The organism is Streptomyces sp. NPDC037126 (assembly GCF_055605965.1).
In genome coordinates, this window is the sequence record NZ_JBVJTD010000009.1 from 66,619 (window position 1) to 88,990 (window position 22,372).

The 22,372-nt window shown below is 73.8% G+C and carries 25 protein-coding genes; 11 read left to right on the forward strand and 14 right to left on the reverse strand.

The window, feature by feature from the left end:
- Window positions 1-38 precede the first annotated feature (38 nt).
- Window positions 39-926, forward strand: a complete 888-nt coding sequence (locus ACZ7FF_RS20890) for an RNA polymerase sigma factor SigF (RefSeq protein ID WP_470813729.1) — start codon at window positions 39-41, stop codon at window positions 924-926.
- Window positions 927-974: 48 nt separating this feature from the next.
- Here ACZ7FF_RS20890 and ACZ7FF_RS20895 read toward each other — a convergent pair whose 3' ends face one another.
- Window positions 975-1,427 carry an ATP-binding protein gene (locus ACZ7FF_RS20895; RefSeq protein ID WP_470813730.1) on the reverse strand — a complete coding sequence of 151 codons (453 nt, stop codon included), beginning with the start codon at window positions 1,425-1,427 and terminating at the stop codon, window positions 975-977.
- Window positions 1,428-1,764: 337 nt separating this feature from the next.
- Between ACZ7FF_RS20895 and ACZ7FF_RS20900 the strand changes: the two genes are divergently transcribed.
- Entirely contained in the window at window positions 1,765-3,045 is a 1,281-nt protein-coding gene (locus ACZ7FF_RS20900; RefSeq protein ID WP_470813731.1) for a streptophobe family protein, read from the forward strand.
- An 80-nt stretch (window positions 3,046-3,125) separates the two neighbouring features.
- On the opposite strand, the gene ACZ7FF_RS20905 is transcribed toward ACZ7FF_RS20900, so the two are convergent.
- The gene (locus ACZ7FF_RS20905) at window positions 3,126-3,536 is read right to left on the reverse strand and encodes a hypothetical protein (protein WP_470813732.1); all 411 of its coding nucleotides are present in this window, start codon (window positions 3,534-3,536) and stop codon (window positions 3,126-3,128) included.
- A 314-nt stretch (window positions 3,537-3,850) separates the two neighbouring features.
- Here ACZ7FF_RS20905 and ACZ7FF_RS20910 point away from each other — a divergent pair, with 314 nt between their 5' ends.
- Window positions 3,851-4,234 (forward strand): nuclear transport factor 2 family protein, encoded by a 384-nt coding sequence (locus ACZ7FF_RS20910; protein ID WP_470813733.1) that lies wholly within the window; start codon window positions 3,851-3,853, stop codon window positions 4,232-4,234.
- A gap of 412 nt (window positions 4,235-4,646) precedes the next feature.
- The gene (locus ACZ7FF_RS20915; RefSeq protein ID WP_470813734.1) at window positions 4,647-4,886 is read left to right on the forward strand and encodes a hypothetical protein; all 240 of its coding nucleotides are present in this window, start codon (window positions 4,647-4,649) and stop codon (window positions 4,884-4,886) included.
- 79 nt (window positions 4,887-4,965) lie between these two features.
- On the opposite strand, the gene mgrA is transcribed toward ACZ7FF_RS20915, so the two are convergent.
- Entirely contained in the window at window positions 4,966-5,958 is a 993-nt protein-coding gene (gene mgrA, locus ACZ7FF_RS20920) for an L-glyceraldehyde 3-phosphate reductase (protein WP_470813735.1), read from the reverse strand.
- A gap of 110 nt (window positions 5,959-6,068) precedes the next feature.
- Here mgrA and ACZ7FF_RS20925 point away from each other — a divergent pair, with 110 nt between their 5' ends.
- The 3 genes from ACZ7FF_RS20925 (at window position 6,069) to ACZ7FF_RS20935 (ending at window position 9,082) form a co-directional block, all read left to right on the forward strand.
- Window positions 6,069-6,980, forward strand: a complete 912-nt coding sequence (locus ACZ7FF_RS20925; protein ID WP_470813736.1) for a LysR family transcriptional regulator — start codon at window positions 6,069-6,071, stop codon at window positions 6,978-6,980.
- Window positions 6,981-7,047: 67 nt separating this feature from the next.
- Entirely contained in the window at window positions 7,048-8,538 is a 1,491-nt protein-coding gene (locus tag ACZ7FF_RS20930; protein ID WP_470813737.1) for a carotenoid oxygenase family protein, read from the forward strand.
- Between the two features lie 28 nt (window positions 8,539-8,566).
- Window positions 8,567-9,082, forward strand: a complete 516-nt coding sequence (locus ACZ7FF_RS20935) for a mycothiol transferase (protein WP_470813738.1) — start codon at window positions 8,567-8,569, stop codon at window positions 9,080-9,082.
- Here the strand turns inward: ACZ7FF_RS20935 and ACZ7FF_RS20940 are convergent.
- From ACZ7FF_RS20940 to ACZ7FF_RS20985, 10 genes are all read right to left on the reverse strand, one after another.
- Complete coding sequence (locus ACZ7FF_RS20940; RefSeq protein ID WP_470813739.1) at window positions 9,064-10,134, reverse strand: adenosine deaminase; 1,071 nt, start codon at window positions 10,132-10,134, stop codon at window positions 9,064-9,066. The two genes, ACZ7FF_RS20935 and ACZ7FF_RS20940, sit on opposite strands and share 19 nt — an antisense overlap.
- 46 nt (window positions 10,135-10,180) lie before the next feature.
- Window positions 10,181-10,582, reverse strand: coding sequence for a VOC family protein (locus tag ACZ7FF_RS20945; protein ID WP_470813740.1), 402 nt, complete (start codon window positions 10,580-10,582; stop codon window positions 10,181-10,183).
- Between the two features lie 106 nt (window positions 10,583-10,688).
- Window positions 10,689-11,615, reverse strand: a complete 927-nt coding sequence (locus ACZ7FF_RS20950; protein WP_470813741.1) for a M48 family metalloprotease — start codon at window positions 11,613-11,615, stop codon at window positions 10,689-10,691.
- Entirely contained in the window at window positions 11,615-11,992 is a 378-nt protein-coding gene (locus ACZ7FF_RS20955; protein ID WP_470813742.1) for a BlaI/MecI/CopY family transcriptional regulator, read from the reverse strand. The genes ACZ7FF_RS20950 and ACZ7FF_RS20955 overlap by 1 nt, the downstream gene beginning before the upstream one ends.
- Before the next feature lie 519 nt (window positions 11,993-12,511).
- Window positions 12,512-13,441 carry an aldo/keto reductase gene (locus tag ACZ7FF_RS20960; protein WP_470813743.1) on the reverse strand — a complete coding sequence of 310 codons (930 nt, stop codon included), beginning with the start codon at window positions 13,439-13,441 and terminating at the stop codon, window positions 12,512-12,514.
- A 396-nt stretch (window positions 13,442-13,837) separates the two neighbouring features.
- Window positions 13,838-15,226, reverse strand: coding sequence for an aldehyde dehydrogenase family protein (locus ACZ7FF_RS20965; protein ID WP_470813744.1), 1,389 nt, complete (start codon window positions 15,224-15,226; stop codon window positions 13,838-13,840).
- Between the two features lie 49 nt (window positions 15,227-15,275).
- A complete protein-coding gene (locus ACZ7FF_RS20970; protein ID WP_470813745.1) occupies window positions 15,276-16,478 on the reverse strand; it encodes an RNA polymerase sigma factor in 1,203 nt (400 codons plus the stop codon).
- Between the two features lie 124 nt (window positions 16,479-16,602).
- The gene (locus ACZ7FF_RS20975) at window positions 16,603-17,040 is read right to left on the reverse strand and encodes an ATP-binding protein (protein WP_470813746.1); all 438 of its coding nucleotides are present in this window, start codon (window positions 17,038-17,040) and stop codon (window positions 16,603-16,605) included.
- Between the two features lie 146 nt (window positions 17,041-17,186).
- Complete coding sequence (locus ACZ7FF_RS20980) at window positions 17,187-17,975, reverse strand: anti-sigma factor family protein (protein WP_470813747.1); 789 nt, start codon at window positions 17,973-17,975, stop codon at window positions 17,187-17,189.
- Window positions 17,976-18,000: 25 nt separating this feature from the next.
- Entirely contained in the window at window positions 18,001-18,603 is a 603-nt protein-coding gene (locus ACZ7FF_RS20985; RefSeq protein WP_470813748.1) for a sigma-70 family RNA polymerase sigma factor, read from the reverse strand.
- Between the two features lie 164 nt (window positions 18,604-18,767).
- Between ACZ7FF_RS20985 and ACZ7FF_RS20990 the strand changes: the two genes are divergently transcribed.
- Genes ACZ7FF_RS20990 through ACZ7FF_RS21000 form a run of 3 tightly spaced genes read left to right on the forward strand, consistent with a single transcriptional unit; the run spans window position 18,768 to window position 20,706 of the window.
- Complete coding sequence (locus tag ACZ7FF_RS20990) at window positions 18,768-19,268, forward strand: cupredoxin domain-containing protein (RefSeq protein ID WP_470813749.1); 501 nt, start codon at window positions 18,768-18,770, stop codon at window positions 19,266-19,268.
- Window positions 19,265-20,254: a metallophosphoesterase family protein gene (locus tag ACZ7FF_RS20995; protein WP_470813750.1), complete on the forward strand. Its 990-nt coding sequence runs from the start codon at window positions 19,265-19,267 to the stop codon at window positions 20,252-20,254. Before ACZ7FF_RS20990 ends, ACZ7FF_RS20995 begins: the two co-directional genes overlap by 4 nt.
- Window positions 20,251-20,706 (forward strand): hypothetical protein, encoded by a 456-nt coding sequence (locus ACZ7FF_RS21000; RefSeq protein ID WP_470813751.1) that lies wholly within the window; start codon window positions 20,251-20,253, stop codon window positions 20,704-20,706. Before ACZ7FF_RS20995 ends, ACZ7FF_RS21000 begins: the two co-directional genes overlap by 4 nt.
- Here ACZ7FF_RS21000 and ACZ7FF_RS21005 read toward each other — a convergent pair.
- The gene (locus ACZ7FF_RS21005; RefSeq protein WP_470813752.1) at window positions 20,703-21,053 is read right to left on the reverse strand and encodes a YciI family protein; all 351 of its coding nucleotides are present in this window, start codon (window positions 21,051-21,053) and stop codon (window positions 20,703-20,705) included. The genes ACZ7FF_RS21000 and ACZ7FF_RS21005 overlap by 4 nt on opposite strands.
- A gap of 147 nt (window positions 21,054-21,200) precedes the next feature.
- Between ACZ7FF_RS21005 and ACZ7FF_RS21010 the strand changes: the two genes are divergently transcribed.
- Window positions 21,201-22,250 (forward strand): acyl-CoA dehydrogenase family protein, encoded by a 1,050-nt coding sequence (locus ACZ7FF_RS21010; RefSeq protein WP_470813753.1) that lies wholly within the window; start codon window positions 21,201-21,203, stop codon window positions 22,248-22,250.
- Window positions 22,251-22,372 lie beyond the last annotated feature (122 nt).

Genomic DNA, 22,372 nt, shown 5'->3' on the forward strand with positions numbered 1-22,372 from the left:
AAGGCTTTCGCCGAGCCGTGACTTTCGTGGGAGAGGTAATGAAAACCGCCGGGATCCGGTCGCAAGCAGAGGTCGCCGAGAGGACCGAGCAGGACAGGACGGGCGAGGGATCACTGCCTGGCATCACGGACCCCTCGTCCGTGGCACCGCGTGACGCGCGGGAGCTGTCGCGCCAGTTCTTCCGCCGGCTGACCGAGCTGGAGGAGGGCACGCACGAGTACCAGTACGCGCGCAACACCCTCATTGAGATGAACATGTCCCTCGTGCGGTTCGCGGCCGGCCGTTTCCGTGGCCGCGGCGACGACATGGAGGACATCGTCCAGACCGGCATGATCGGCCTGATCAAGGCGATCGACCGGTTCGAGCTGGCGCGCGAGGTCGAGTTCACCTCCTTCGCCCTTCCGTACATCGTGGGTGAGATCAAGCGGTTCTTCCGGGACACCACCTGGGCGGTGCACGTCCCGCGGCGGCTGCAGGAGCTGCGGGTGGAGCTGGCCAAGGCGCGCGAGGAGCTGTCCAGCCGGCTCGACCGTGATCCGACGGTCGCCGAACTGGCCACCCTGATGAACATCCCCGAGGACCAGGTGGTCGAGGCCCAGCTCGCCTCCAACGGCTACAACTCCTCCTCCCTGGACGCCGCGCTCACCGGTGACGGCCCCGAGGACGGCGAGGCGGTGCTCGCCGACTTCATCGGCGTGGAGGAGGAGGGGCTGCGGCTCGTCGAGGACTTCCACGCGCTGGCCCCGCTGATGGCGGAGCTGAGCGACCGCGACCGGGAGATCATCCACCTGCGGTTCGTCGAGGAGGCCACCCAGGCGGAGATCGGGGAACGGCTCGGCTGCTCCCAGATGCACGTCTCGCGGCTGATCAAGCGGATCATCACGCGGCTGCGCCAGGGCATGCTCGGCGAACTCGGCTGCGCCTGAGTCCGGTGCGCCCCGGCGCTGGGTGCCCCGCACCCGGCGCCCGGGCGCTCAGCGGCGGAGCTCGAAACGGGCGCGCACGCGCTTGCCGACGGGAACCCGCTCCACGGTGACCTCGGCGGCCAGAGCGTGCACGATCTCCAGGCCGTGCCGTCCGACGCGCTGCGGATCCTTCGGGAAGCGGCGGGGCAGGGCGGCGCTGCTGTCGTAGACGGACACCGTGACGGCGGAGTCCGTGCCCTCCAGTTCCAGGATGTACGGCCCGTTGCTGTGCCGGTCGGCGTTGGTGACCAGCTCGCTGACGAGCAGCAGCAGTTCCCCGTCGGCGCTACGGTCCGGGGCGGCGCACCACTCGGTCCGCAACTGGTCCAGGAACTGACCCGCGAAGGCGCGCGCCTCCGCGATGCATCCGGGTTCGCCGGTGTAGTGCGCCGCACGTCGCAGCGGCTCAACGGGTACGTCGAAACCAGTCGGTATCACTGCCCCGCCCAGGTACTCGGTCATGCTGTCTCTCTCGGAAGCCCGGATGCCCGGTCCGGTCGGTCGTCTTTGCACGAGTCCTCGTACCCACAGCGGCGCCCGACAGTCCACCCGACCGTTCGCCCAGCGCGCACAGTGGCGAGGCTCACGTCCGCGGACGGTTTCGGTGGCACCCGCCCGCCCCGTCGGCGAGCCGCTGGGCGGATGCCGCGGCCGGACGTCGGTCGTCGCCGATTCACTGAGGTCCCCTTTGCGCTCGGGCCACCTTTATAGCGCCCGGCCGGGGGCCGCGGGTCCACAGGCCCACGCGGACGGCCCACCCGGCGGGCGGCGCGCCCGGTCGCTGCCTAGCGTGGCAGGTGTGAGCCCTCCGACCGTATCCGCGCGGCCCGTCGCCCGGCACGGCTGGGTCCAGGCCGTGGCCACGGTACTTTCCGGGGTGGCGGTGATGGTGCTGGTGGCCGCGCTGGGGCTGTGGGCCGCAGGGGCGGCGAACCTGCCGGACGGCGCGTTCCCCAGGGTGGTGGTCGCGACCGTGGTCTCGGCGGTCGGCGGCAGCGTGGAGCTGGCCGGGAACGCGGGCGCGCTCGCGAAGACCGAGGCGGCCATCACCGTGATGCCCCTTTCGGTCACGCTCGCCGGTGCCCTGCTGATCGGCGCGGGCTTTCTGCGTCCCCTGCGGCACCGGGCGGTCGCCTCGGCCCTGGAGCTGGCCGGCTGGGCCGCCCGGATCGCCGTGCTGTGGGTGCTCGTCCTGGTCGGGCTGGGTCTGACCGCCCGGCAGACCTTCGCCGTCGACGTGGGCAGCGGCATCCTCAGCGATCTGACCGGTCTGTTCGACGTGGCACCGCGGGTCGGGTTCACCACGGACGTGCCGCTGACCGTGCTGTTCGGGCTGCTGTGGCTGGCCGGGGTGCTGCTCCTCGCGCTGCTGGTCGCGCGCGGCGCCCCGCTGCCCGGGCGGCTGCTGCCATGGCAGGAGTCGGTGCGCCCGGCGGCCCACGCGATGGTGGAGCTGCTGCTGGCCTACGTCGTCATCGGCCTGGTCACCGCACTGGTCACCGCGGCGACCCGCGGCCACGCCGCGACGACCTTCGCGCTCATCCTGCTCGGCCTGCCCAACCTGGTGTGGCCGGCCCTGACCATCGGCATGGGGGCGACCTGGAACGGGCGGGTGGACGGTCCGTTCGGCCTGCCGATGCCGCACATCCTGGACCTGGTCCTGCGCACCCCGGACGTCTCCGAGCTGAACCTCGGCTCGCTGACCGACCACGACGCCCGGATGTGGTGGCTGCTGGTGGTCGCCGCGGTCCTGCTGCTCGCCGTGGCCTTCCGGGCGGCGGTGCGCTCACCGGCCCGGACCCGCCTGTGGCGGCACGCCGTGCACCTGGCGGTCGCGCTGGCCCTGACGGTGCTGATGATCTGTCTCGTGGGCCGGATCTCGGCGCACTACGGACTGTCCCTGCTGGGCATCGGCGACCTGGGCGGCGGTCTGGCCGGAGAGGTGCTGCTCCGGCCGCGGTTGTGGGGGGCGGTCGGCCTGGGCGCGCTGTGGGGTCTGGTCACCGGCTTCCTCGGCGGCCTGCTGGCCCGTCCCGTGCGCCACCGGGGCGAGGTCGGCGCGCCACGGACCCGGCCGTAGGGGTCCCTTCCCGGTCCGGGCCGCGGGCGCCCGCATGCGCGCCCACCCGTCCGCGGTGCGCCACGGTCGGCGGACACGTGTCAGGCGACAGGCATGACGAGCGCGGGGAGGGTGCGCTGCATGCGGAGCGCGTCGACGGACTCGGCGAGCAGCTCGTACTCGGTGGTGTCGTCGCTGGCGGCGATGCGCACCAGCCGCCCGCCCGCCAGCTCCTCCGCGACCCGCTCCTGGCGGCCGTCGTCGGCGCACCACGCGCGCAGCAGGGTGGGGACGTCGGCCACCGTGTCCGCGACCGGCACCAGCGCCCCGGCCGGGAAGGCGCCCTCGTCCGGGCTCGGGTCGAGCCGCTCGGCGATCCAGGACGCGCGGTCGCGCAGCCACCACAGGGCGAGCGCCAGCGTGGGCGCGCGGTAGGTGCCCAGTGGGACGCCGATGCGCCGGCCGTCGCACATGCCGTATGCCGTGACATGGCACAGGAACTCGTCGTGCACGTCTCACTCCCCCGTCGCTTCGCCGGTGTGCCGGCCGGTCCTCGCTCTCCGTGCGGCTCCTGTGCGGTGAAGTGCCCCTGACCTTCGAGTATCGACACTCCCGAAACACTGTCACCATGACTTTCCGGCCAGTCTCTTGGCATATTCATGACCCTTTCTGGCCGGAATGCGCCGGGGTGGGGCGGCCGCCGGGCATGACCTCGGAGGTAATCGACCCGCCGCGCGCACCTCCGGCATGGTGGTCACACCGGATCGGGCGGACCCCGGATCCGGGACCGACCAGCACAGACGACCTCGATGGAGGCTGATTCGCCATGTCCGTGAACACCGACCGCTACGAGACCGCCGCCGCCCGTTACTTCGAGGCCTGGAACGCCACCGAGCCGGAGGCCCTGAAGAAGGCGGTCGCCGCCGCGTGGACCGCTGACGGCGGCTACACCGACCCGCTCGCCGACGTCCGCGGGCACGACGGCGTCGCCGCCGTGATCGCGGCGGCGCACGAACAGTTCCCCGGGTTCGTCTTCCGCCCGCTCGGCACGGTGGACGGGCACCACGACACCGCCCGCTTCGGCTGGGAGCTGGTGAACGAGGCCGACGGCTCGGCGCCGGTGGCCGGGTTCGACGTGGTCACGCTGGACGCCGAGGGCCGGATCCGGCAGGTGCTGGGGTTCCTGGACCGGGTGCCGGCGGGCGCCTGACGGCGTCCGCCGTGCGCGGTGCCCCGTAGCGGCGACCGATCCGGTACGGGGCACCGCGCTCGGGTGAGCGTGCGCGTCGAGAAGCGGCTCGGTTCCCGAGCGACTCCGGGTAGCGGCGGGCGGGGGCGAGGCGTTCGTCCGCCGGCGCCCGCAGCCAGCCGGGCGGCAGCCCGTCGGCATCGTCGAGACAGGCCCGCAGCACCTGGACGGACATCAGCTGGGCCAGGTGGTCGCGGGTGAAGGCGGAACCGGCGCGGCCGCGGGCCGCCTCCTCGATGCCGCCCGGTGAGCCGGCGCAACACCGGCGCCTCGGCCGCGCCGGCGCGCAGGTGGATGAGCCCGGGCAGGGCCCGGCGCAGCAGGTCGCCGCCGTCCGGGCCGAGGTCGCAGCCTCGGCGCCGAGGGGCGCCCGGTGCGGGAACCCGCCCGCCGGCTGAAGACGGTCCGGCAGGGCGCGGCCGCCAGCGTGTGGTGCGCCACCGCGGAGGCTCGCCGGACGGGGTCTGCCGCGATAACACCGACGTCAGCCCCCCTGGTGGAGGACGAGGCGTCCTGGAAGGCCGACGAGTCGGCGCCGGGCGTCCTCCCGTACGCCGCCGACCCGGAGGCGGCGGCCAGGCTGTGGGAGCTGAGCGAGCGGCTCACCGCCTGACCGCGACGGCCGTTCACGCCGGCGGTGGGTCCACAAGCTGCCCCGCGCACCCGGCGTTCAGCTCACCCGCCGGAGAACCTCAGCCCTTCACGATCGCGTCGATGCGGCTCAGTTCCTCCTCGTCGAAGTCCAGGTTGCGGATCGCGCCGACGCTGTCCTCCAGCTGGCGGGGGCTGCTGGCGCCGACGAGGGCGGAGGTGACGCGGCCGCCGCGGAGCACCCAGGCGAGGGCCAGCTGGGCCAGGCTCTGGCCGCGGGAGCCGGCGATCTCGTCGAGGGCGCGCAGCCGGGCGACCAGGTCCCCGGTGACCGCGTCGGAGTTCAGGAAGGGGCTGTCGCTCGCGGCGCGCGAGTCCTCCGGGATGCCGTCGAGGTAGCGGCCGGTCAGCAGGCCCTGCTCCAGCGGGGAGTAGACGATGGAGCCGACCTGGAGCTCGTCCAGGGCGTCGAGCAGGCCTTCGTCCTCGGGGCGCCGGTCGAGCATCGAGTAGCGCGGCTGGTGGATGAGGAGCGGGGTGCCGAGGTCGGCGAGGATGCGGGCGGCCTCGCGGGTCTGCTCGGCCGAGTAGTTGGAGACGCCGACGTAGAGCGCCTTGCCCTGCTGCACCGCCGTGTGCAGGGCGCCCATCGTCTCCTCCATCGGAGTGTCCGGGTCGTGGCGGTGCGAGTAGAAGACGTCGACGTAGTCCAGGCCCATACGGGCGAGGCTCTGGTCCAGCGAGGACAGCACGTACTTGCGCGAGCCCCATTCGCCGTACGGGCCGGGCCACATCAGGTAGCCGGCCTTGGTGGAGACGACCAGCTCGTCGCGGTACGGCGCGAGGTCCGCCCTGAGTGCCTCGCCGAGCGCGGACTCGGCGGCGCCGGGCGGCGGGCCGTAGTTGTTGGCCAGGTCGAAGTGCGTGATGCCGAGGTCGAAGGCGCGGCGCAGGATCGCGCGCTGGGTCTCCACGGGCCGGGCGGGGCCGAAGTTGTGCCACAGGCCGAGCGACAGCGCGGGGAGTTTCAGTCCGCTGCGTCCGGTGCGCCGGTAGGGCATGTCGGCGTAGCGGTCGGAATGTGCGGTGTACAACGCGACTCCAGAGGGGTGGGCACAGGATCTACCGGTTCCACTCTTCCCCGGGCCCGTGCAGCGGTCCAACAGGAGAATCCGATGGAATTGTGCGGCTAGGCTTCTCAATCATGGAATTGCGTCATCTCCAGCACTTCGTCGCGGTCGCCGAGGACCAGCACTTCACCCGGGCCGCCGAACGCCTGATGGTGTCCCAGTCGGGCCTGTCCGCGTCCATCAGGGCGCTGGAGCGGGAGCTGCGGGCGCCGTTGTTCGTGCGCACCACGCGCCGGGTGACGCTCACCGAGGCGGGGCGGGCGCTGCTGGTGGAGGCCGAGCGGATCCTCGCGCAGGTGCGCTCGGCGCACGAGGCGGTGGCCGCGGTGCAGGGGGTGCTGCGCGGCACGCTGGCCCTGGGCACCGAGCAGTGCATCGCCGGTGTGCACGTGGCCCGGCTGCTGGCGGCCTTCCGGGGCCGGCACCCGGACGTGGAGATCCGGCTGCGGCAGGCGGGCTCGGGCGCGCTGGCCGAGGAGGTCGCCGCCGGGCGGCTCGACCTGGCGTTCGCCTACCGCACCCAGGCGGACACGGACCAGTTGCGCTCGGTGTCCCTGACCAGTGAGCCGATGACCGTGCTGTGCCATCCCAGCCACCGTCTCGCCGCCGCGGATCTCCTCACGCCGCACGACCTCGCCGGGGAGGTCTTCGTCGACTTCCACCCGGACTGGGGGCCGCGCCGCGCCACCGACGCCGCGTTCGCCGCGGCCGGCGTCCGCCGCACGGTCGCGCTGGAGGTCAACGACGTGCACAGTCTGCTGGACCTGGTGGACGAGAACCTGGGGATCGCGGTCGTACCCCGCCACTTCCGGCACAAGCGGCCCTCGCTCGCGGCACTGCCGACGAGGGGCACGGGCGAGGCGGAGTACGAGACCGTGGCCCTGCTGCCGCCGGAGCGGGCCACCAGTCCCGCCGCCCGCGCGCTCGTGACCCTGCTCGAAACAGGGGACCTGGCACCACCCCGGGAGTGGACCCAGGCCTCCTGACTCCGGGCGCCCGCCGCCGCAGACTCATGACCGTCGGTGACCCCAATGACGGTCAGGAGCAAGGCAGATGGCGGGACACACACGGCGGACGGTGCTGCGCGGAGCGGCCGGACTCGCGGCGGCGGGGGCGCTAGCCGGCCCCTTGGCACCCCGGGCGACGGCGGCGCGGGGGACGGACGGTCGCTTCCTCTTCCTGGAAGGGGCGTTCGCGCCGGTCACCGAGGAGCTGACGGCCTTCGACCTGCCGGTCACCGGCCGCGTCCCGCGCTCGCTGAACGGCCGCTTCCTGCGCAACGGCCCCAACGTCCTGGGCCTGGAGGACCCCCGCGCACACCACTGGATGCTCGGCGACGGCATGGTGCACGGGGTGCGGCTGCGCGACGGCAGGGCGGAGTGGTACCGCAACCGCTGGGTGCGCTCCTCGCAGGTCGCGGGGAAGCTCGCCGAGCCGTACCGGGGCACCGTCCCGCCCGACGACTTCCCGTGCAACACGCATGTGATCCCGTACCGGGGCCGGATCCTCGCCCTCCAGGAGAGCGGTCCGCTGCCGTACGAGCTGGACGGCGAACTGGGCACCGTGGGCACGTACGACTTCGGCGGGACGCTGGAGGGCGCGTTCACCGCGCACACCAAGTTCGACGTGCACGCCGGGGAGTTGCACGCGATCGCCTACTACCCGGCGTGGGACCACGTGCGGCACCTCGTCGTGGACCCGGCGGGGCGGGTCGCGCGCACCACGCGGATCCCGGTCGCGGACGCGCCGATGATGCACGACTTCGCGCTCACCGGGCGGCACGTGGTCGTCTTCGACCTCCCGGTCACCTTCGATCCCGGGGCCGCCGGGCGGGGCGCCCCGGTGCCGTACGTCTGGAACCGCGAGCACCCCACGCGGGTGGGCGTCATGGCGCGTGCCGGCGGCCCGGCGCGCTGGTTCGGGATCGAGCCGGTCTTCTACTCCCACACGCTCAACGCCTACGACGAGGGCGATCGCGTGGTCGTGGACCTGACCACCTATCCGGCGCCGTTCCAGGTCGCCGGGCCGGGGACGGACGGCCCGCGCGCGGTGGGCACGGCCAGGCTCGAGCGCTGGACGATCGACCTGCGGTGCGGTCAGGTGCGGCAGCGGGTCCTGGACGACCGGCCCCAGGAGTTCCCGCGGGTGAACGAGGCGCTGGTGTCCCGCAGGCACCGGTACGGCTACGCCGCCGCGGCGGCGGACATGACGCTCGCGTATCTGCCACCGGACGCCACGCCGCCCGACCGCGCCTTCTCCAACGCGCTCATCAAGCACGACCTGTCGCGCGGCACGGCCCAGGTGCACCGGCTGCCCGCGGGGGCGGCGGCCGGCGAGGCGGTGTTCGTGCCCCGGGACCAGGAGGGCCATCGGGCCGACGAGGACGACGGGTACACGCTCGCGTACGTCCACGACCCGGACCGGGGGGCCGCCGACCTGCTGATCCTCGCGGCGCAGGACTTCAGCGGGGAGCCGGTGGCCCGGGTGCACCTGCCGGGGCGGGTCCCGCTCGGTTTCCACGGGAGCTGGATTCCGGACGCGTGAGCGCCGGTGATTTGCGAAGGTGGACGGTATGCATGCCAAGGACATCCTCATCGACGGCTTCGGCCGCATCCACGAAGAAGTCCGTGCCACCCTCGACGGCCTCGGACCGGACGAGCTGCACCACCGTCCGGTCCCCGACGCCAACTCCGTCGCCTGGCTGGTCTGGCACCTCACCCGGGTGCAGGACGACCACGTCGCCGAGGCCTTCGACCTCGACCAGGTCTGGCTCTCCCAGGACTGGGACAAGCGCTTCGGCCTCGACCTGCCCCGGCACGACACCGGCTACGGCCACTCCCCCGCCAAGGTCGCCAAGGTGCGGGTGGAGTCGGCCGACCTGCTGACCGGGTACTACGACGCCGTGCACGAGCAGACGCTCGGCGCCCTGCGCTCGCTGGCCGCCAAGGACCTCGAACGCGTCGTGGACGAGCGCTGGGATCCGCCGGTCACCCTGGGCACGCGCCTGGTGAGCGTCCTGTCCGACGACCTTCAGCACGTCGGACAGGCCGCCTACCTCAGGGGGCTGGTTCAGAGCGCGGCCGCGTAACCCGGCAGCACGACGTCCTCGATCAGGGCATTGCGCTCGTCGAACGGGATGAACGCGCTCTTGAGGGCGTTCACCGTGACCGTGCGCAGGTCCTCGACGGTCCAGCCGGCCTCCTCGACCAGCAGCGACATCTCACGGGTCATCGTCGTACCCGACACCAGACGGTTGTCGGTGTTGAGGGTGACCCGGAAGCCGAGGTCCTTCAGTGCCGTGATGGGGTGCTCGGCGATGGAGGTGGCGCACCCGGTCTGCAGGTTGGAGGTGGGGCACATCTCCAGGGCGATGCGGCGGTCGCGCACCCAGGAGGCGAGCCGGCCGAGCTTGCCGTCGACGATGTCCTCCGTCAGGCGCACACCGTGGCCGATGCGCTGGGCGCCGCACACCTGGAGGGCCTGGTGGATGCTGGGCAGGCCGTGCGCCTCGCCGGCGTGGATGGTGAACGGCACGCTCTCGTGGCGCAGGTGCTCGAACGCGGCCAGGTGGTCGGCGGGCGGGAAGCCGTCCTCGGCGCCGGCGATGTCGAAGCCGACGACACCGGCGTCGCGGTAGGCGACGGCGAGGTCGGCGGCCTCGCGGACGCGGTCGAACATCCGCATGCCGCACAGCAGGGTGCCGACGCGGACCGGGGTGCCGGCGGCGGCCGCCTTGGCCATACCGGCGGCCAGACCCTCCTGCACGGTCTCCACGACCTCGCTCAGGGTGAGGCCGCCGTTGGTGTTCAGCTCGGGGGCGTAGCGCACCTCGGCGTAGACGACACCGTCGGCGGCGAGGTCGAGGACGTACTCCTCGGCGGTGCGCAGCAGGCCCTCGCGGGTCTGCATGACGGCGAGGGTGTGCTCGAAGGTGGCTATGTAGCGGACCAGGTCGCCGGAGTTGGCGGCCTCGAAGTACCAGGCGGCCAGCTCGTCGGGGTCGGTGGTCGGCAGGGTGTGGCCGACCGCGGCCGCGAGTTCCACGACGGTGGCGGGGCGCAGGCCGCCGTCGAGGTGGTCGTGCAGGACGGCCTTGGGCAGGCGGCGGATCACGTCGGCGTCTACGCGCGTAGCAGTCATGGTGGGTCTTTCCTTGGGCGGGCGGTTCGAAGCAGCGGGGGAAGCGTCAGTCGGCGGGCTGGAGCAGGTCCCAGCGGTTGCCGTGGAGGTCCTCGAAGACGGCGACGGTGCCGTACGGCTCGTGCCGCGGCTCCTCGAGGAAGGTCACGCCGGCGGCGGTCATGCGCGCGTGGTCGCGGGCGAAGTCGTCGGTGTGCAGGAAGAACCCGACGCGGCCGCCGGTCTGGTCGCCGACGCGGGCCCGCTGCGCCTCGTCCTTCGCGCGGGCGAGCAGCAGTCCGGTACCGCCGGCGTCCTGACCTTCCGCGCCCGGCTCCACGACGACCCAGCGGGAGCCGTCGGGGCGCGGGGCGTCCTCGGCCAGGCGGAAGCCGAGGGCCTCGGTGTAGAAGCGGATGGCCTCGTCGTAGTCGTCGACGACGAGGGTGACCAGGGCGAGGCGTCGCATCGGGACCTTCCGGTGAGGGTGGTTAGCCGGTGAGGTTATACGTAAAACCCGGCGGGCGCCAGTTCCGTTCTACGCGCGTTGCGGCGGCGGGGTGCGGGCCTCTCCGTCAGGGCGTCTCGTCGCCCTGGGCGACCTCCACACGGTGGTGGAAATCGGCCATCCCGGTGACCGAGGCGGCGCAGGAGACGGCGGTGCAGGCGACGAGCAGCGCGGCGACCGCGCGGCCGGCGCGGGGCGCCCGCGGGGCGGCGAGCAGTGCCTGGACGCGCTGCGGGACGGGGCCCGTCGTCGCGGCGGCGGCGAAGTCCGGGCGCTCGGTCCGGGCCGCGTGCCCGGCGAGGGCCGCGCGGGCGATGGCCCGGGCGGTCAGGCGCCGGTCTCCCACCGAGGTCGCGGCGGCCTCGTCGGCGGCGCGCTCGGCGGCCAGGCGGATGGTCTCGCGGACGGGCCGCAGGGCGGGGTGGCAGTGTGCGGCGAGCTCCGCGGCGGCGAGGAAGTAGTGGTGGCCGCCCTCGTTGTGGGCCCGCTCGTGCGCGAACAGCGCTTCCCGCTCCGGGCCGTCCAGGCTGCGCAGCATCGCCGTGGTGACGACGATGCGGTGCGGGCGCCCGGGCAGCGCGTAGGCGTCGGGGCGGGGCGAGTCCACCACGCACAGGTCGCCGGCCGCTGGCCCGCGGCCGGCCTGTGTGCGGGCGGCGCGGAAGGCGCGCGTCTGGTGCAGCACCGAGCGGACCAGGGTCCAGCTGCAGACGGCGAGGACACCGATGGAGGTCGCGGTGGCAGGCCAGACGATCATGGCGGAGGCGGTGCGCAGCGGGTGGATCAGCTCGCCGAACGCGGCGAAGAGGGGCAGCTTGAGCAGCCCGATCAGGACGAAGGCGCCGAGCGCGGCGAGCGAGCAGCCGGCGAGGACGACCGCGCAGGCGGTGACGGCCCAGAGCGCGGCGACCGGCGCCAGCCGGTCCAGGGCCCGCCGGGCCAGCGGCGGCAGCGCGAACGGCAGCAGCAGGGGCAGCAGGAGCAGTGCGGTCATCAGCCGTCGGATTCGAGCAGGTCGCGCAGGACGCGTTCGTCGTCCGGGCTGAGCTGGGCCACGAAGCGGGCGAGGACGATCTCCCGGTCGCTGTCCCGGTCCAGCTCGGTGTGCATCCGGCGGGCGGTGAGGCCGTGGGCGTCCGGGACCTCCTGGACCGGGACGTACACGAAGCCGCGGCCCCTGCGCTGCCGCTCGACGACCCCCTTGTCGTGCAGGCGGGTGAGGATCGTCGTCACGGTCGTACGGGCGAGCTCCGCGCCGAGGCGCTGCTGCACCTGGCCGGGCGTCTGGGGCCCGCCCGCGGACCACAGCGCGGCCATGACGCTGGCTTCGAGTCCACCGGCCGGCCGGCGTTCGTCCTTGGCTTCGGTCATGGGACCGTTCATCACCCCGTCCTCGTCTCCGTTCGGACCGTCTACACGATGGTAGTCATACCGCCGCCCCACACCACGAACGCACACCCGACCGGGAGGACGGTGGGGAGCGCGCCGGTGGTTGCGGGGGCGTGGGGCGGGGCCGGGGCGGCGGGGGCGTCCGTTGGGGGTTCCGGCTGCGTGGGGGCGGGGCCGGGGGACGGGGGCGTCCGTTGGCGGTTCTGGCTGTGAGGCGGCGGGGGGCGTCCGTCGGCGGTTGCGGCTGCGTGGGGCGGGGCCGGGAGGGCGGAGGGGACCCCTTGGCGGTTCCGGCTGTCCCGGTCCCTGCCCGGAGCTCGGGGGCCGACCATGCCGGCTGAGCACCGTCCCTGCCCGGAACTCGAAGCCGGCCCTCAGTGGTTCCGGCCGCACCCCGACCGGGCCCGGGGGGCGGAGGCCGCTTCCCGGGGGTCCGGCCGGTCCGTCCGGGTGCCGAGGGCAGGCCTCGTCCGGTGTGGCCTGCCCTGGTGCGGGTGGGGCTCAGTGGGTGCGGCCTTCTCCGTTCCGGGCGGGAGCGTTCAGTGTGGACAGGTCCTCGTCCGTGAGGCGGAGGGCGCCCGCCGCGACGTTCTCCTCCAGGTGGCCGGGATCGCCGGTGCCGGGGATGGCGAGGACGTGCGGGCCCTGGTGCAGCGTCCAGGCGATGCGCACCTGCGCGGCGCTCACGCCGTGCGCGCGGGCCACGGCGCCCACCGCGTCGTCCCGGACGGCCCGCGGCCGGTCGGCGGCACCGCGGTCGGCGCCCTCCCCGGCGACGGAGTAGAAGGGCACGAAGGCGATGCCCCGCTCACCGCACATCCGCAGCAGTTCCGCCCCCTCGGGGTCCGGGGCGTCGAGGCCGAACCGGTTCTGCACGGCCACCACGGGGGCGATCCGCAGCGCCTCCACCAGGTGCCGGGGCTCGACGGCCGAGATGCCGAGGTGCCGGATCAGCCCGGCCTCGCGCAGTTCGGCGAGGGCACCGAAGTGCTCGGCGATGGAGTCCTGCCGCATCCGGCGCAGATAGACGAGGTCGAGATGGTCCCGGCCGAGCTGGCGCAGGTTCTCCTCGACGTGTCCGCGCAGCTGGTCGGGCCGCGCCGAGGTGGCCCAGTCGCCGGAGCAGTCGCGGAAGGGGCCGACCTTGGTGGCGATGACCAGGTCGTCGGCGTACGGGGCGAGGGCCGTGTTGATGAGCTCGTTGGCGGAGCGCAGGGCGGAGAAGTAGAAGGCGGCCGTGTCGACGTGGTCGACGCCGAGTTCCACGGCCCGGCGCAGCACGGCGATCGAGCGCGCCCGGTCGCTGGGTGTGCCCAGGTGGAAGGCGGCGCTGCCCGTCAGCCGCATGGCCCCGAAGCCGATGCGGTGGACGGGCAGGTCGCCGAGGGTGAAGCTGCCGGAGGCGCCCGCGGTGATCGTTTCGGTGGTCATCGGCGGAGTCTCGCACACCGGTCGTGGGTGCCTTCGAGGTCCGGCGGGCCCGCACGGCAGTCGGCTCCCTTCGACGCCCGGCAAGCCCGCGGGTGCCTTCGAGGTCCGGCGGGCCCGCACGGCAGTCGGCTCCCTTCGACGCCCGGCAAGCCCGCACAGCAGCCAGGTGCCTTCGACATCCGCAAGCCCGCACAGCAGCCGGCTCCCTTCGACGCCCGGCAAGCCCGCACAGCAGTCGGCTCCCTTCGACGCCCGGCAAGCCCGCACAGCAGTCGGCTGCCTTCGACATCCGGCGGGCCCGCACAGCCGTGAAGGACGCCGGGGTGACCGCGGAGGCCGCCGGCGGCGTCCTGGTCCGGGAGCGTGCGGCCGCCGGGGCCGCGGAGGCCCCGAGCGTCAGCCGAGCGGCTTGGCGAGGACGGCCTTGCGGTGGCTGAACGTCTCGATGGACCAGCGGCCGTGGTAGCTGCCCATGCCGCTCTCCCCCACGCCGCCGAACGGCAGGTCGGAGACGGTGAGGTGGGCGAGCGGCAGACCGTGTGCGAGGCCGCCGGAGGAGGTCTCGGAGGCGATCCGGGCGCGGGTGTCCTCGGACTCGGAGAAGACGTACAGCGCGAGGGGCTTGTCGCGGTCGTTGATGAAACCGATCGCCTCGTCCAGGCCGGCGACGGTGACGATGGGCAGGATCGGGCCGAAGATCTCCTCCTGCATGACGGGGGACTTCGGGTCGACGTCCGCGAGGACGGTGGGCGCCAGGTACCGGGTCGTACGGTCGCCGGTGCCGCCGACCGCGACCCGGCCGGAGCCGAGCAGGGCGGTCAGCCGGTCGAAGTGACGCTCGTTGACGATCCGGCCGTACTCGGGCGAGGCGGCCGGGTCGGTGCCGTACAGCGCCTCCACGGTGCGGACCAGCGCGGCCTCCAGGGCGGCGGCGGTCTCAGGGTCGGTGAGGACGTAGTCCGGGGCGACGCAGGTCTGGCCGGCGTTGAGGAACTTGCCGCGGGCGAGCCGGTCGGCGACCACGTCGAGGTCCGTGCCGCGGTCCACGAACACCGGGGACTTGCCGCCCAGTTCGAGGGTGACCGGGGTGAGGTGCTCGGCGGCGGCGCGCATCACGACGCGGCCGACGGTGCCGTTGCCGGTGTAGAAGACGTGGTCGAAGCGCTCGGCCAGCAGGGCCGTGGTCTCCGGGACACCGCCCTCCACCACGGCGACCGCGTCGGTGTCGAGGTACGCCGGGATCAGTTCGGCGAGTGCGGCCGAGGTGGCGGGGGCCAGCTCGCTGGGCTTGGCGACGACCGCGTTGCCTGAGGCCAGCGCGCCGACCATCGGGGCGAGCAGCAGTTGCGCCGGGTAGTTCCAGGGGGCGATGACGAGGACGACGCCGAGCGGGTCGTACTGCGTCCAGGCGGTCGCGTCCGTGCCGAGGTGGGCCGGGACGGGCGCGGGCTCCGGGCGGAGCCAGTCCGCCAGGTGCTCCAGGGTGTGGTCGATCTCGCGGATCGTGAAGTCGATCTCGGTGCGGTGGGCCTCGGTGCCGCTCTTGCCGAGGTCGGCGCGGAGGGCGGCGGCCAGGTCGGTGCCGCGTTCCGTGAGCAGTGCGCGCAGGCGGCGCAGCTGTCCGGTGCGCCACTCGACGGGCTTGGTGCGGCCGGTGCGGAAGGTGGCGCGCAGCCGCGCCACGAGGTCGGCGGGCCGCTCGGGGCTGGAGGGGTTCACGGTGCCTCGCAGGGGTGCACGGGCCGGTGCGGCCCGCGGTACTGGATCACGGTCAGGTGTAAACACCAACCTTTCATGTTCTCAAGTTCATTCCGGGTGCCCGCGGTGACGACGGTCACGTGCCCCGCGGGTCCGTCTCCCGGCGGCGGCGCTCCAGATGGGTCCGCTCGCTCTCGCTGGCGGCCAGCTCGGCGGCCCGGCCGTACTCCTGCGCCGCCTCGGCGCTCCGCCCGAGGCGGCGCAGGAGATCGGCGCGCACGGCGTGCAGCACGTGGTAACGGCCGAGGTCGAGCGCGTCGACCACGTCGAGCGCCTGCGCCGGTCCCGCGACCTCGGCGACGGCGACCGCCCGGTTCAGCCCGACCACGGGGGACGGCGACACGATCATGAGCTGGTCGTAGAGCCGCAGGATCTGCGGCCAGTCGGTGGCGGCCGGAGTGGGCGCGTCACTGTGCACGGCCTGGATCGCGGCCTGGATCTGGTACGGCCCCGGCCGGCCCAGGCGCAGGCAGTGCCGCACCAGGTCCTGGCCCTCGGCGATCAGGGCCCGGTCCCACCGGGCGCGGTCCTGTTCGGGCAGCGGCACGAGGGAGCCGTCCGCGTCCCGCCGGGCTGCCCGGCGGGACTCGACCAGCAGCATCAGCGCGAGCAGGCCCGCCGGTTCGGGCTCCTCCGGCAGCAGCCCGGCGAGCAGCCGGCCGAGGCGGACGGCCTCCGCGCACAGGGCGGGGTCACCGGTGTAGCCCTCGTTGAAGATCAGGTACACGACGGCGAGGACCGCGCCGAGCCGTTGCGGCAGGTCGGCGTCGCGGGGCACGCGGTACGGGATGCCCGCGTCGCGGATCTTGGCCTTGGCCCGCACCAGGCGCTGGGCGAGCGTGGGTTCCGGCACCAGGAAGGCGCGGGCGATCTGTGCGGTGCTCAGGCCGCCGAGCAGACGGAGGGTGAGGGCGACCCGGGACCGCAGGGCGAGCGCGGGGTGGCAGCAGGTGAAGATCAGTCGGAGCCGGTCGTCGTGCACGGGCCCTTCGCCGGGCGGCGCGGCGGGCGCGTACAGACGGGCGGCCTCGGCGTGCCGGGCGTCCCGGGAGGATTCCCGGCGCAGCCGGTCGATCGCCCGGTTGCGGGCCGTGGTGATGATCCAGCCGGCCGGGCTCGGCGGCACACCGGTCCGGGGCCATCGGGTGAGGGCGGTGGCGAAGGCGTCCTGCACCGCCTCCTCGGCGAGGTCGATGTCCCCGAGGAAGCGGACGAGGACGGAGACCGCGCGCCCGTACTCGGCGCGGAAGACGGCCTCGACATCGACGGTTTCCGGCATCGGCGCCCGCACCCTTCTGTTCGGTCACGCCGCGTCCCGGCGCACTGCGGACGTGGGGCGCCGTGCGGCCCGGTGGCCGGTGGCGGTGCCGCCGTGGCCGGTGGAAGCAAGCGTACGGGTCGGGTCATGCCGAGCACCGCAGACAGGCGCGGACCTCTCGTCCGCCGCGGGTCTGGTGGACCTCGGTCGACTGGGCGAGGGAGTCGACGATGACCGTGCCGCGCCCGTGTTCGTCCGGGGCGACGTCACGGTGGGCGCGCTCGACCTCGGTTCCCGAGTCGCTGACGACGATGTGCAGGGTGCCGTCGTCGAGGACCAGCATCAGCGTCATGTCCTCGTGGCCGTACTGGGCGGCGTTGGCGGCGAGTTCGTCGACGATGAGGACCGCGCAGTCGCGCTCGTCGTCGGGCACGCGCCAGCACTTCAGCAGGTCCGCCGCGAGATGGCGGGCGGCGGGGACGTGCTCCTCGTGGGCGGGCAGGGTGAGCATCGCCTGGTGGTGGCCGGTCGACCGTGAAGGGGGTGAACCGGAACGGGCGGAATCGGTGACATACATGGTCATCTGGCTCTTCTGAGTAGGAACCTGCATGTGAGCACTCATTCAGTTCTACGGCTGACGCGTGCATATGGTTCGAGCCATTCGCCCCTTTTGTTCCACTTCCTGGAATGGTTCTTTTTCCCCGGGTGAGCCAGTGACCCGCGATCGCCTCACGCCCGGATCGTGACCAGCTTCTGGCCGTTGCCCGCGACGATCTCGAAGTGCTGGATGGCCCCCGGGGACAGGGGGACCGCCCCGGGGACGGCGGTGCCGGCGGGGTACGCGCCCGCCCGCCAGGTGGCGGCGACCTCCCGCGCCCCGCCGGGCCCGACCGCCTGCAGCCGGCAGGTGATGCCCGCGTGCGCCCCCCGGGCTGAGACCTCCACGACGCTGCCCCACGAGGAGGGCGAGACCCGCACCGAGGCGGTGACGCCGGTGGCGGGATCGCTGCCGGAGAAGGTGCGCACCGGAGCGGAGGTGGCCGTGCCCGGCCGGGCCGCCTGGCCCACCACGGCCCCACCGGTGGCCAGCCATGTGCCGCCGGCCGCCGCGGCGGCGACCAGGGCCAGCGACGCGGCCGCCCCGGCGAGCTGCCGCCGCCAGGTCCTGCGGCGCCGGGCGGCGGCCTGCCGGAGCATCCGGTCCAGCAGCCCCGGCTCGGGGACCGGGGGCGCCTCGGGCGGGGCGGGCGGCGCCTGCGGTGGGCCCGCGACGCTGTCGGCCGCCCGCCGCACCAGCCGGTCGGCCGGGTCCTCGCCGGCGGCGGGTGCGGTGCGCGCGACGTCCGCCGCGCTGACGGTGGCGAGCAGCGCGGGCAGCCCGGCCAGCTCGGCGTGTTCCGCCCGGCAGTCGTCGCACTCCGCGAGGTGCGCCCGCACCCGCCCCGTCTCCGCCGGGGGCAGCGTGCCGAGGACGTACCCGCCGAGCGCCAGCCGGAGGGCGTCGTGGTCCGGATTCATGGCCGGCACCTCCTCCCTGCCGTGGTCATGGCTCGATGCCCCGTTCCCGCAGTGCGAGCCGGAGCGCGTGCAGGGCGTAGTACGTCCGCGACTTGACGGTGCCCAGCGGGATGCCGAGCACCTTCGCGGCCTCCGCCATGGTCCGGCCCCGGTAGTACGTCTCCAGCAGGACGGCACGGTGGTCCGGGGACAGCGTCCGGACGGCGTCGGCCACCGCCCAGCTCTGCAGCGCGGCCTCGATGCCGTCCTCCCCCGGCGCCTGTTCCGCGGCCCGATCCAGGGCGTCCCCGCCCACCTCCGCGGGCCTGGCCCGCCGCGCCCGGTGGGCGTCGATCACCAGGCGCCGGGCGACCGTGCACAGCCAGGCCCGCGCCGGACCCCGTTCGGGTTCGAACGCGGCCGGGTGCTGCCACGCCCGCAGCAGCGTCTCCTGCACGACATCCTCGGCCCACTGCCGGTCTCCTGAGGTCAGTCGCAGCACGTAGTGGAACAGGGGACCCGCGTGCTCGGCGTACAGGGCCCGGAGCAGTTCCTCGTCCGCGGTCGAAATCGTCCCGTCACCAGAGACACGGCGCCCGGAGCGATTCGGCTCGGCCGTTTCGCCACGCTTTCGGACACTCCATGGCATAAGGCGATCATCACGCATCCGTGCCGATTTGTCGTGCCGCGCCCGGTGACCGCCGGGAATCCGGCACGTGACGCGCGGCCACCGAACCGTGCGGCGCCGCGATCCGTGAAGACAGACATAGCTGACATAAGCGTTGTTACCCGATCAGTGAGGGATGAACACCCATGCACATCAAATTCCGCCCGGCGGGCCGCCGATCGCGCTGTGCGGCCGGGCTCGCCGTCGCCGCCGTAGGTGCTCTAGGGCTGCTGAGCGCGTGCGGCCAGTCGCCCCACGCCACGCACGCCGGAGCCCTGACGCCCGGCCCGGGCCAGAACCGGCTGGCCGGGACGCCCGGCGCCTCGGGGATGCCCAGCATGACCATGCCGATGGGCACGCCGAGCACGGCCACCGCGGCCAAGCCCGTTTCCGGACACGCCGTGACCATAAGGAACTTCGCGTTCTCCCCGGCCACGCTGAAGGTGAAGGCGGGCACCACGGTGACCTGGACCAACCAGGACACGGACGCCCACACCGTCACCAGCAACGGCTCGGGCGGCCCACTGCACTCGTCCGCCCTCGCCCCGCAGGCCACCTACAGCCACACGTTCACCAGGCCCGGCAGCTACGCCTACGTCTGCACCATCCATCCGTTCATGACCGGCACCGTGGAGGTGACCTCATGACCGGCCGCGACGACCCGCGGGACCCGGTGCCGGCCGGCGACGCCGAGCCGCCCTCGGACCCGTACGGAATGACCCGCCGTCAGCTCCTGAGGCACGCCGGGTGGTTCGGCGGCGCCGTCGTCCTCACCGTGGCCGCCGGAGAGGTGGTCAGCCACGTGGCGGACGCCAGGGACGGCACCGCAGAGGCCGCCGCGGCACCGAGCGGCAACCTCCGGTTCGTCCAGGTCTCCGACAGCCACATCGGCTTCCAGGGCCCGGCGAACACGGACGTGGTCGGCTCCTTCACGGAGGCGATCAACCAGGTCAACGGGCTGGGCTTCACACCCGACTTCGTCATGCACAGCGGCGACCTGACCCACCTCTCCACGGCGGGGCAGTTCGACCAGGTCAGACAGATGATGACCGGGCTGCGGACGGACCGCGTCTTCACCGTTCCGGGCGAGCACGACTCCATCGGCGACGCGGGCCGCGCCTACCGCCAGATCTTCGGCCGGGGCACGCTCGGCGACGGCTGGTACAGCTTCGACACCCACGGGGTGCACTTCGTCGCCCTGGTCAACACCCTGAGCCTGGAGAAGCTCGGCCACCTCGGCAACGAGCAGATCGACTTCGTCCGCAGGGACCTCGCGGGCCTGCCGTCGGACACCCCGATCGTGGTCTTCAGCCACATCCCGCTGTTCGCCATGTACCCGAAGTGGGGCTGGAGCACGGACGACGCGCTGAAGGTGATCGCGCTGCTGCGCCGCTTCTCCTCGGTCACCTGCCTCAACGGGCACGTCCACCAGCTCTTCACCAAGACGGAGGGCAACATCACCTTCCACTCCGCCACCACCACCGCCTACCCGCTGCCGAAGCCGGGCCGGGCACCCGCACCCACCCCGCAGGTGGTGCCCGCCCGGCAGCTGAAGGACGCGCTCGGCATCCGGACCGTGGGCTACCGGCGGGGAGACCGGGAGCTGGCGGTCAAGGACGAGAGGCTGACATGAGCCCCGGGAGACTCGGCGGCCGGGCCGTACGCCTGGCGATCGCGGCCCTGGTCGCGGGCAGCGGATACATCCATGCCCAGCTCTACGTGGGCGACTACCGGTCCATCCCCGTCGTCGGCCCCCTGTTCCTGCTGCAGGCCAGCGGCTCCTTCGCCGTCGCCGCGCTGCTGCTGTTCGGCATGCCGCCGCTGCTCAGGCTCGCGGCGGCCGGTACGGCGCTCGGTGCCCTGGGCGGCTTCGCCGCCTCGCACACCGTGGGCGTCTTCGGATTCACCGAACACGGACTGCAGCCCGCCCCCCAGGCCCTGCTCGGCATCCTGGCCGAGAGCGGCACGCTGCTGCTCCTGGCGTCCTGGGAGGTGGCGGCACGGCACCGCCGCCCCGCGCCGACGGCGGTGCACCTCGCGGCCGCGACGTCCGGGCCGCGAGGTGAGCCGGGGGAACGCGTCTAGTGCTGGTCCACGAAGGGCCGTACCTCGATGGGCAGGGTCGTCGCCAGCGCGGCCCTGCGCCCCCAGTCCAGGGCCTCGTCCAGGTCGGCGGCCCGGATCAGGCACAGCCCGCCGAGGTACTCCTTCCCCTCGGCGTAGGGGCCGTCGGTGATCAGCACCTCGCCGTCCTCGGGGCGCAGCATGGTGGCGGTCTCCGGGCCGTGCAGGCCACCCGCGAAGACCCACGCACCGGCGGCGCGCAGCTCGTCGTTGAAGGCCTCGACGTTGCGCATGATCTCGGCGAGGGCCTCGGCGGCGGGCGGGGTTCCGTCGGCGGGCTGGACCACGCTGAGCAGGTAGTGCTTCATGACGTCCTCCATGGCGTCGTGCCCGGGTCGGGCTGTCTGTCACCTCCTACACGAACGGCGGGGCGACGGATCGACACCGCGCCCCGTACGTCCGCGAAAAAAGGTCCGCCGGAGGTGCCCGGCCGCGCTCTTGGCGAGAATCCCTCCATGACCATCAGCGCGCATCCGCTCGTCGTCCGCGCCCGGGGGCTCGCCACGGACCTGCTGCTGCCCGAGGCCGAGCGGGTCGACCAGGAGGGCGTGCCCGTGAGCCACATCGCGGCCGTGAAGCGGTCGGGGCTGCTCGGGGTGGTGGCACCGGTCGAGTACGGCGGGGCGGGTGCGCCGCCGGCCGTGCTGCGGGAGACCGCGGAGATCATGGCGGGGGCGTGCTGCTCGACGTGGTTCGTGCAGACCCAGCACCACACGCCCGTGCAGACCCTCGCGCAGAGCGGCGCGGGCCCGGTGCGGGACCGGCTGCTGGGTCCGCTCTCGCGCGGGGAACTGCTGTCCGGGGTGGCGTACGCGCATCTGCGGTCGTATCCGCGCGTCCCGGTGCGGGTGCGCCGGCAGGACGGCGGCCGGCGCTTCGACGGGACCGTGCCCTGGTACACCGGGTGGGGGCTGAACGACGTGATGCTGCTCGCCGGGGTGACCGAGGACGACGAGGTGCTGTTCGCCTTCGCCGACGCGCGGGAGCAGCCCGGCCTGCGTGCCTCACCGCCGATGCGCCTGGCGGCCCTCACCGCCTCGCGCACGGTGTCCCTGGAGCTGACCGGCCTCTGGCTGCCCGAGGAGGCGGTGGTCCTGCGGACGCCGTACGAGCGCTGGGCGCCCGGGGACCGCGCCAGGACGCTGAACGCCAACCCGGCGGTGTTCGGTGTCGCCGAGGCCGCGCTCTCCCTGCTGCCCGGGGACACGGCGGCGCCGCTGCGCACCCGCCTGGCCGACGTGCGCCGGCGCGCGTACGCCCTGGCCGACCTTCCGCCGGCGCACGAGCGGACCGGGGAACGCCTGGCGGTGCGCGCCGAGGCCCACGACGTGCTGGGCACGGCCACCACCGCGGCCGTGGTGGCGGGCGGCGGCCGCGCGATGGCCCTGACGAGCCGCGCCCAGCGCCTCGCCCGCGAGGCGCTGTTCCTCCTGGTCCAGGGCCAGACGGCCGAGTCGAGGGCGGCACACCTGCGCGCGCTGACCGGGGGCGGGGCGGACGACTGAGAACCCCCGGGGCCGATGCTCCGCCGGGACCGTTCGCCCGGTTCACCGGGTTCGGCGGGCACGGTCACGGCGGGCGGACCGGCGGCGGACGGCCGGCCCGACTCGGCCCTGGGCAGCAGCCG

Excerpts from the sequence above, each read along its gene's own strand:
- ACZ7FF_RS20890 (WP_470813729.1), top strand. The coding sequence starts at position 39 with ATGAAAACCGCCGGGATCCGGTCGCAAGCAGAGGTCGCCGAGAGGACC.
- ACZ7FF_RS20895 (WP_470813730.1), bottom strand. The coding sequence starts at position 1,427 with ATGACCGAGTACCTGGGCGGGGCAGTGATACCGACTGGTTTCGACGTA.
- ACZ7FF_RS20910 (WP_470813733.1), top strand. The coding sequence starts at position 3,851 with ATGTCCGTGAACACCGACCGCTACGAGACCGCCGCCGCCCGTTACTTC.
- ACZ7FF_RS20925 (WP_470813736.1), top strand. The coding sequence starts at position 6,069 with ATGGAATTGCGTCATCTCCAGCACTTCGTCGCGGTCGCCGAGGACCAG.
- ACZ7FF_RS20930 (WP_470813737.1), top strand. The coding sequence starts at position 7,048 with ATGGCGGGACACACACGGCGGACGGTGCTGCGCGGAGCGGCCGGACTC.
- ACZ7FF_RS20935 (WP_470813738.1), top strand. The coding sequence starts at position 8,567 with ATGCATGCCAAGGACATCCTCATCGACGGCTTCGGCCGCATCCACGAA.
- ACZ7FF_RS20940 (WP_470813739.1), bottom strand. The coding sequence starts at position 10,134 with ATGACTGCTACGCGCGTAGACGCCGACGTGATCCGCCGCCTGCCCAAG.
- ACZ7FF_RS20945 (WP_470813740.1), bottom strand. The coding sequence starts at position 10,582 with ATGCGACGCCTCGCCCTGGTCACCCTCGTCGTCGACGACTACGACGAG.
- ACZ7FF_RS20950 (WP_470813741.1), bottom strand. The coding sequence starts at position 11,615 with ATGACCGCACTGCTCCTGCTGCCCCTGCTGCTGCCGTTCGCGCTGCCG.
- ACZ7FF_RS20955 (WP_470813742.1), bottom strand. The coding sequence starts at position 11,992 with ATGACCGAAGCCAAGGACGAACGCCGGCCGGCCGGTGGACTCGAAGCC.
- ACZ7FF_RS20960 (WP_470813743.1), bottom strand. The coding sequence starts at position 13,441 with ATGACCACCGAAACGATCACCGCGGGCGCCTCCGGCAGCTTCACCCTC.
- ACZ7FF_RS20970 (WP_470813745.1), bottom strand. The coding sequence starts at position 16,478 with ATGCCGGAAACCGTCGATGTCGAGGCCGTCTTCCGCGCCGAGTACGGG.
- ACZ7FF_RS20975 (WP_470813746.1), bottom strand. The coding sequence starts at position 17,040 with ATGACCATGTATGTCACCGATTCCGCCCGTTCCGGTTCACCCCCTTCA.
- ACZ7FF_RS20980 (WP_470813747.1), bottom strand. The coding sequence starts at position 17,975 with ATGAATCCGGACCACGACGCCCTCCGGCTGGCGCTCGGCGGGTACGTC.
- ACZ7FF_RS20985 (WP_470813748.1), bottom strand. The coding sequence starts at position 18,603 with ATGCCATGGAGTGTCCGAAAGCGTGGCGAAACGGCCGAGCCGAATCGC.
- ACZ7FF_RS20990 (WP_470813749.1), top strand. The coding sequence starts at position 18,768 with ATGCACATCAAATTCCGCCCGGCGGGCCGCCGATCGCGCTGTGCGGCC.
- ACZ7FF_RS20995 (WP_470813750.1), top strand. The coding sequence starts at position 19,265 with ATGACCGGCCGCGACGACCCGCGGGACCCGGTGCCGGCCGGCGACGCC.
- ACZ7FF_RS21000 (WP_470813751.1), top strand. The coding sequence starts at position 20,251 with ATGAGCCCCGGGAGACTCGGCGGCCGGGCCGTACGCCTGGCGATCGCG.
- ACZ7FF_RS21005 (WP_470813752.1), bottom strand. The coding sequence starts at position 21,053 with ATGAAGCACTACCTGCTCAGCGTGGTCCAGCCCGCCGACGGAACCCCG.
- ACZ7FF_RS21010 (WP_470813753.1), top strand. The coding sequence starts at position 21,201 with ATGACCATCAGCGCGCATCCGCTCGTCGTCCGCGCCCGGGGGCTCGCC.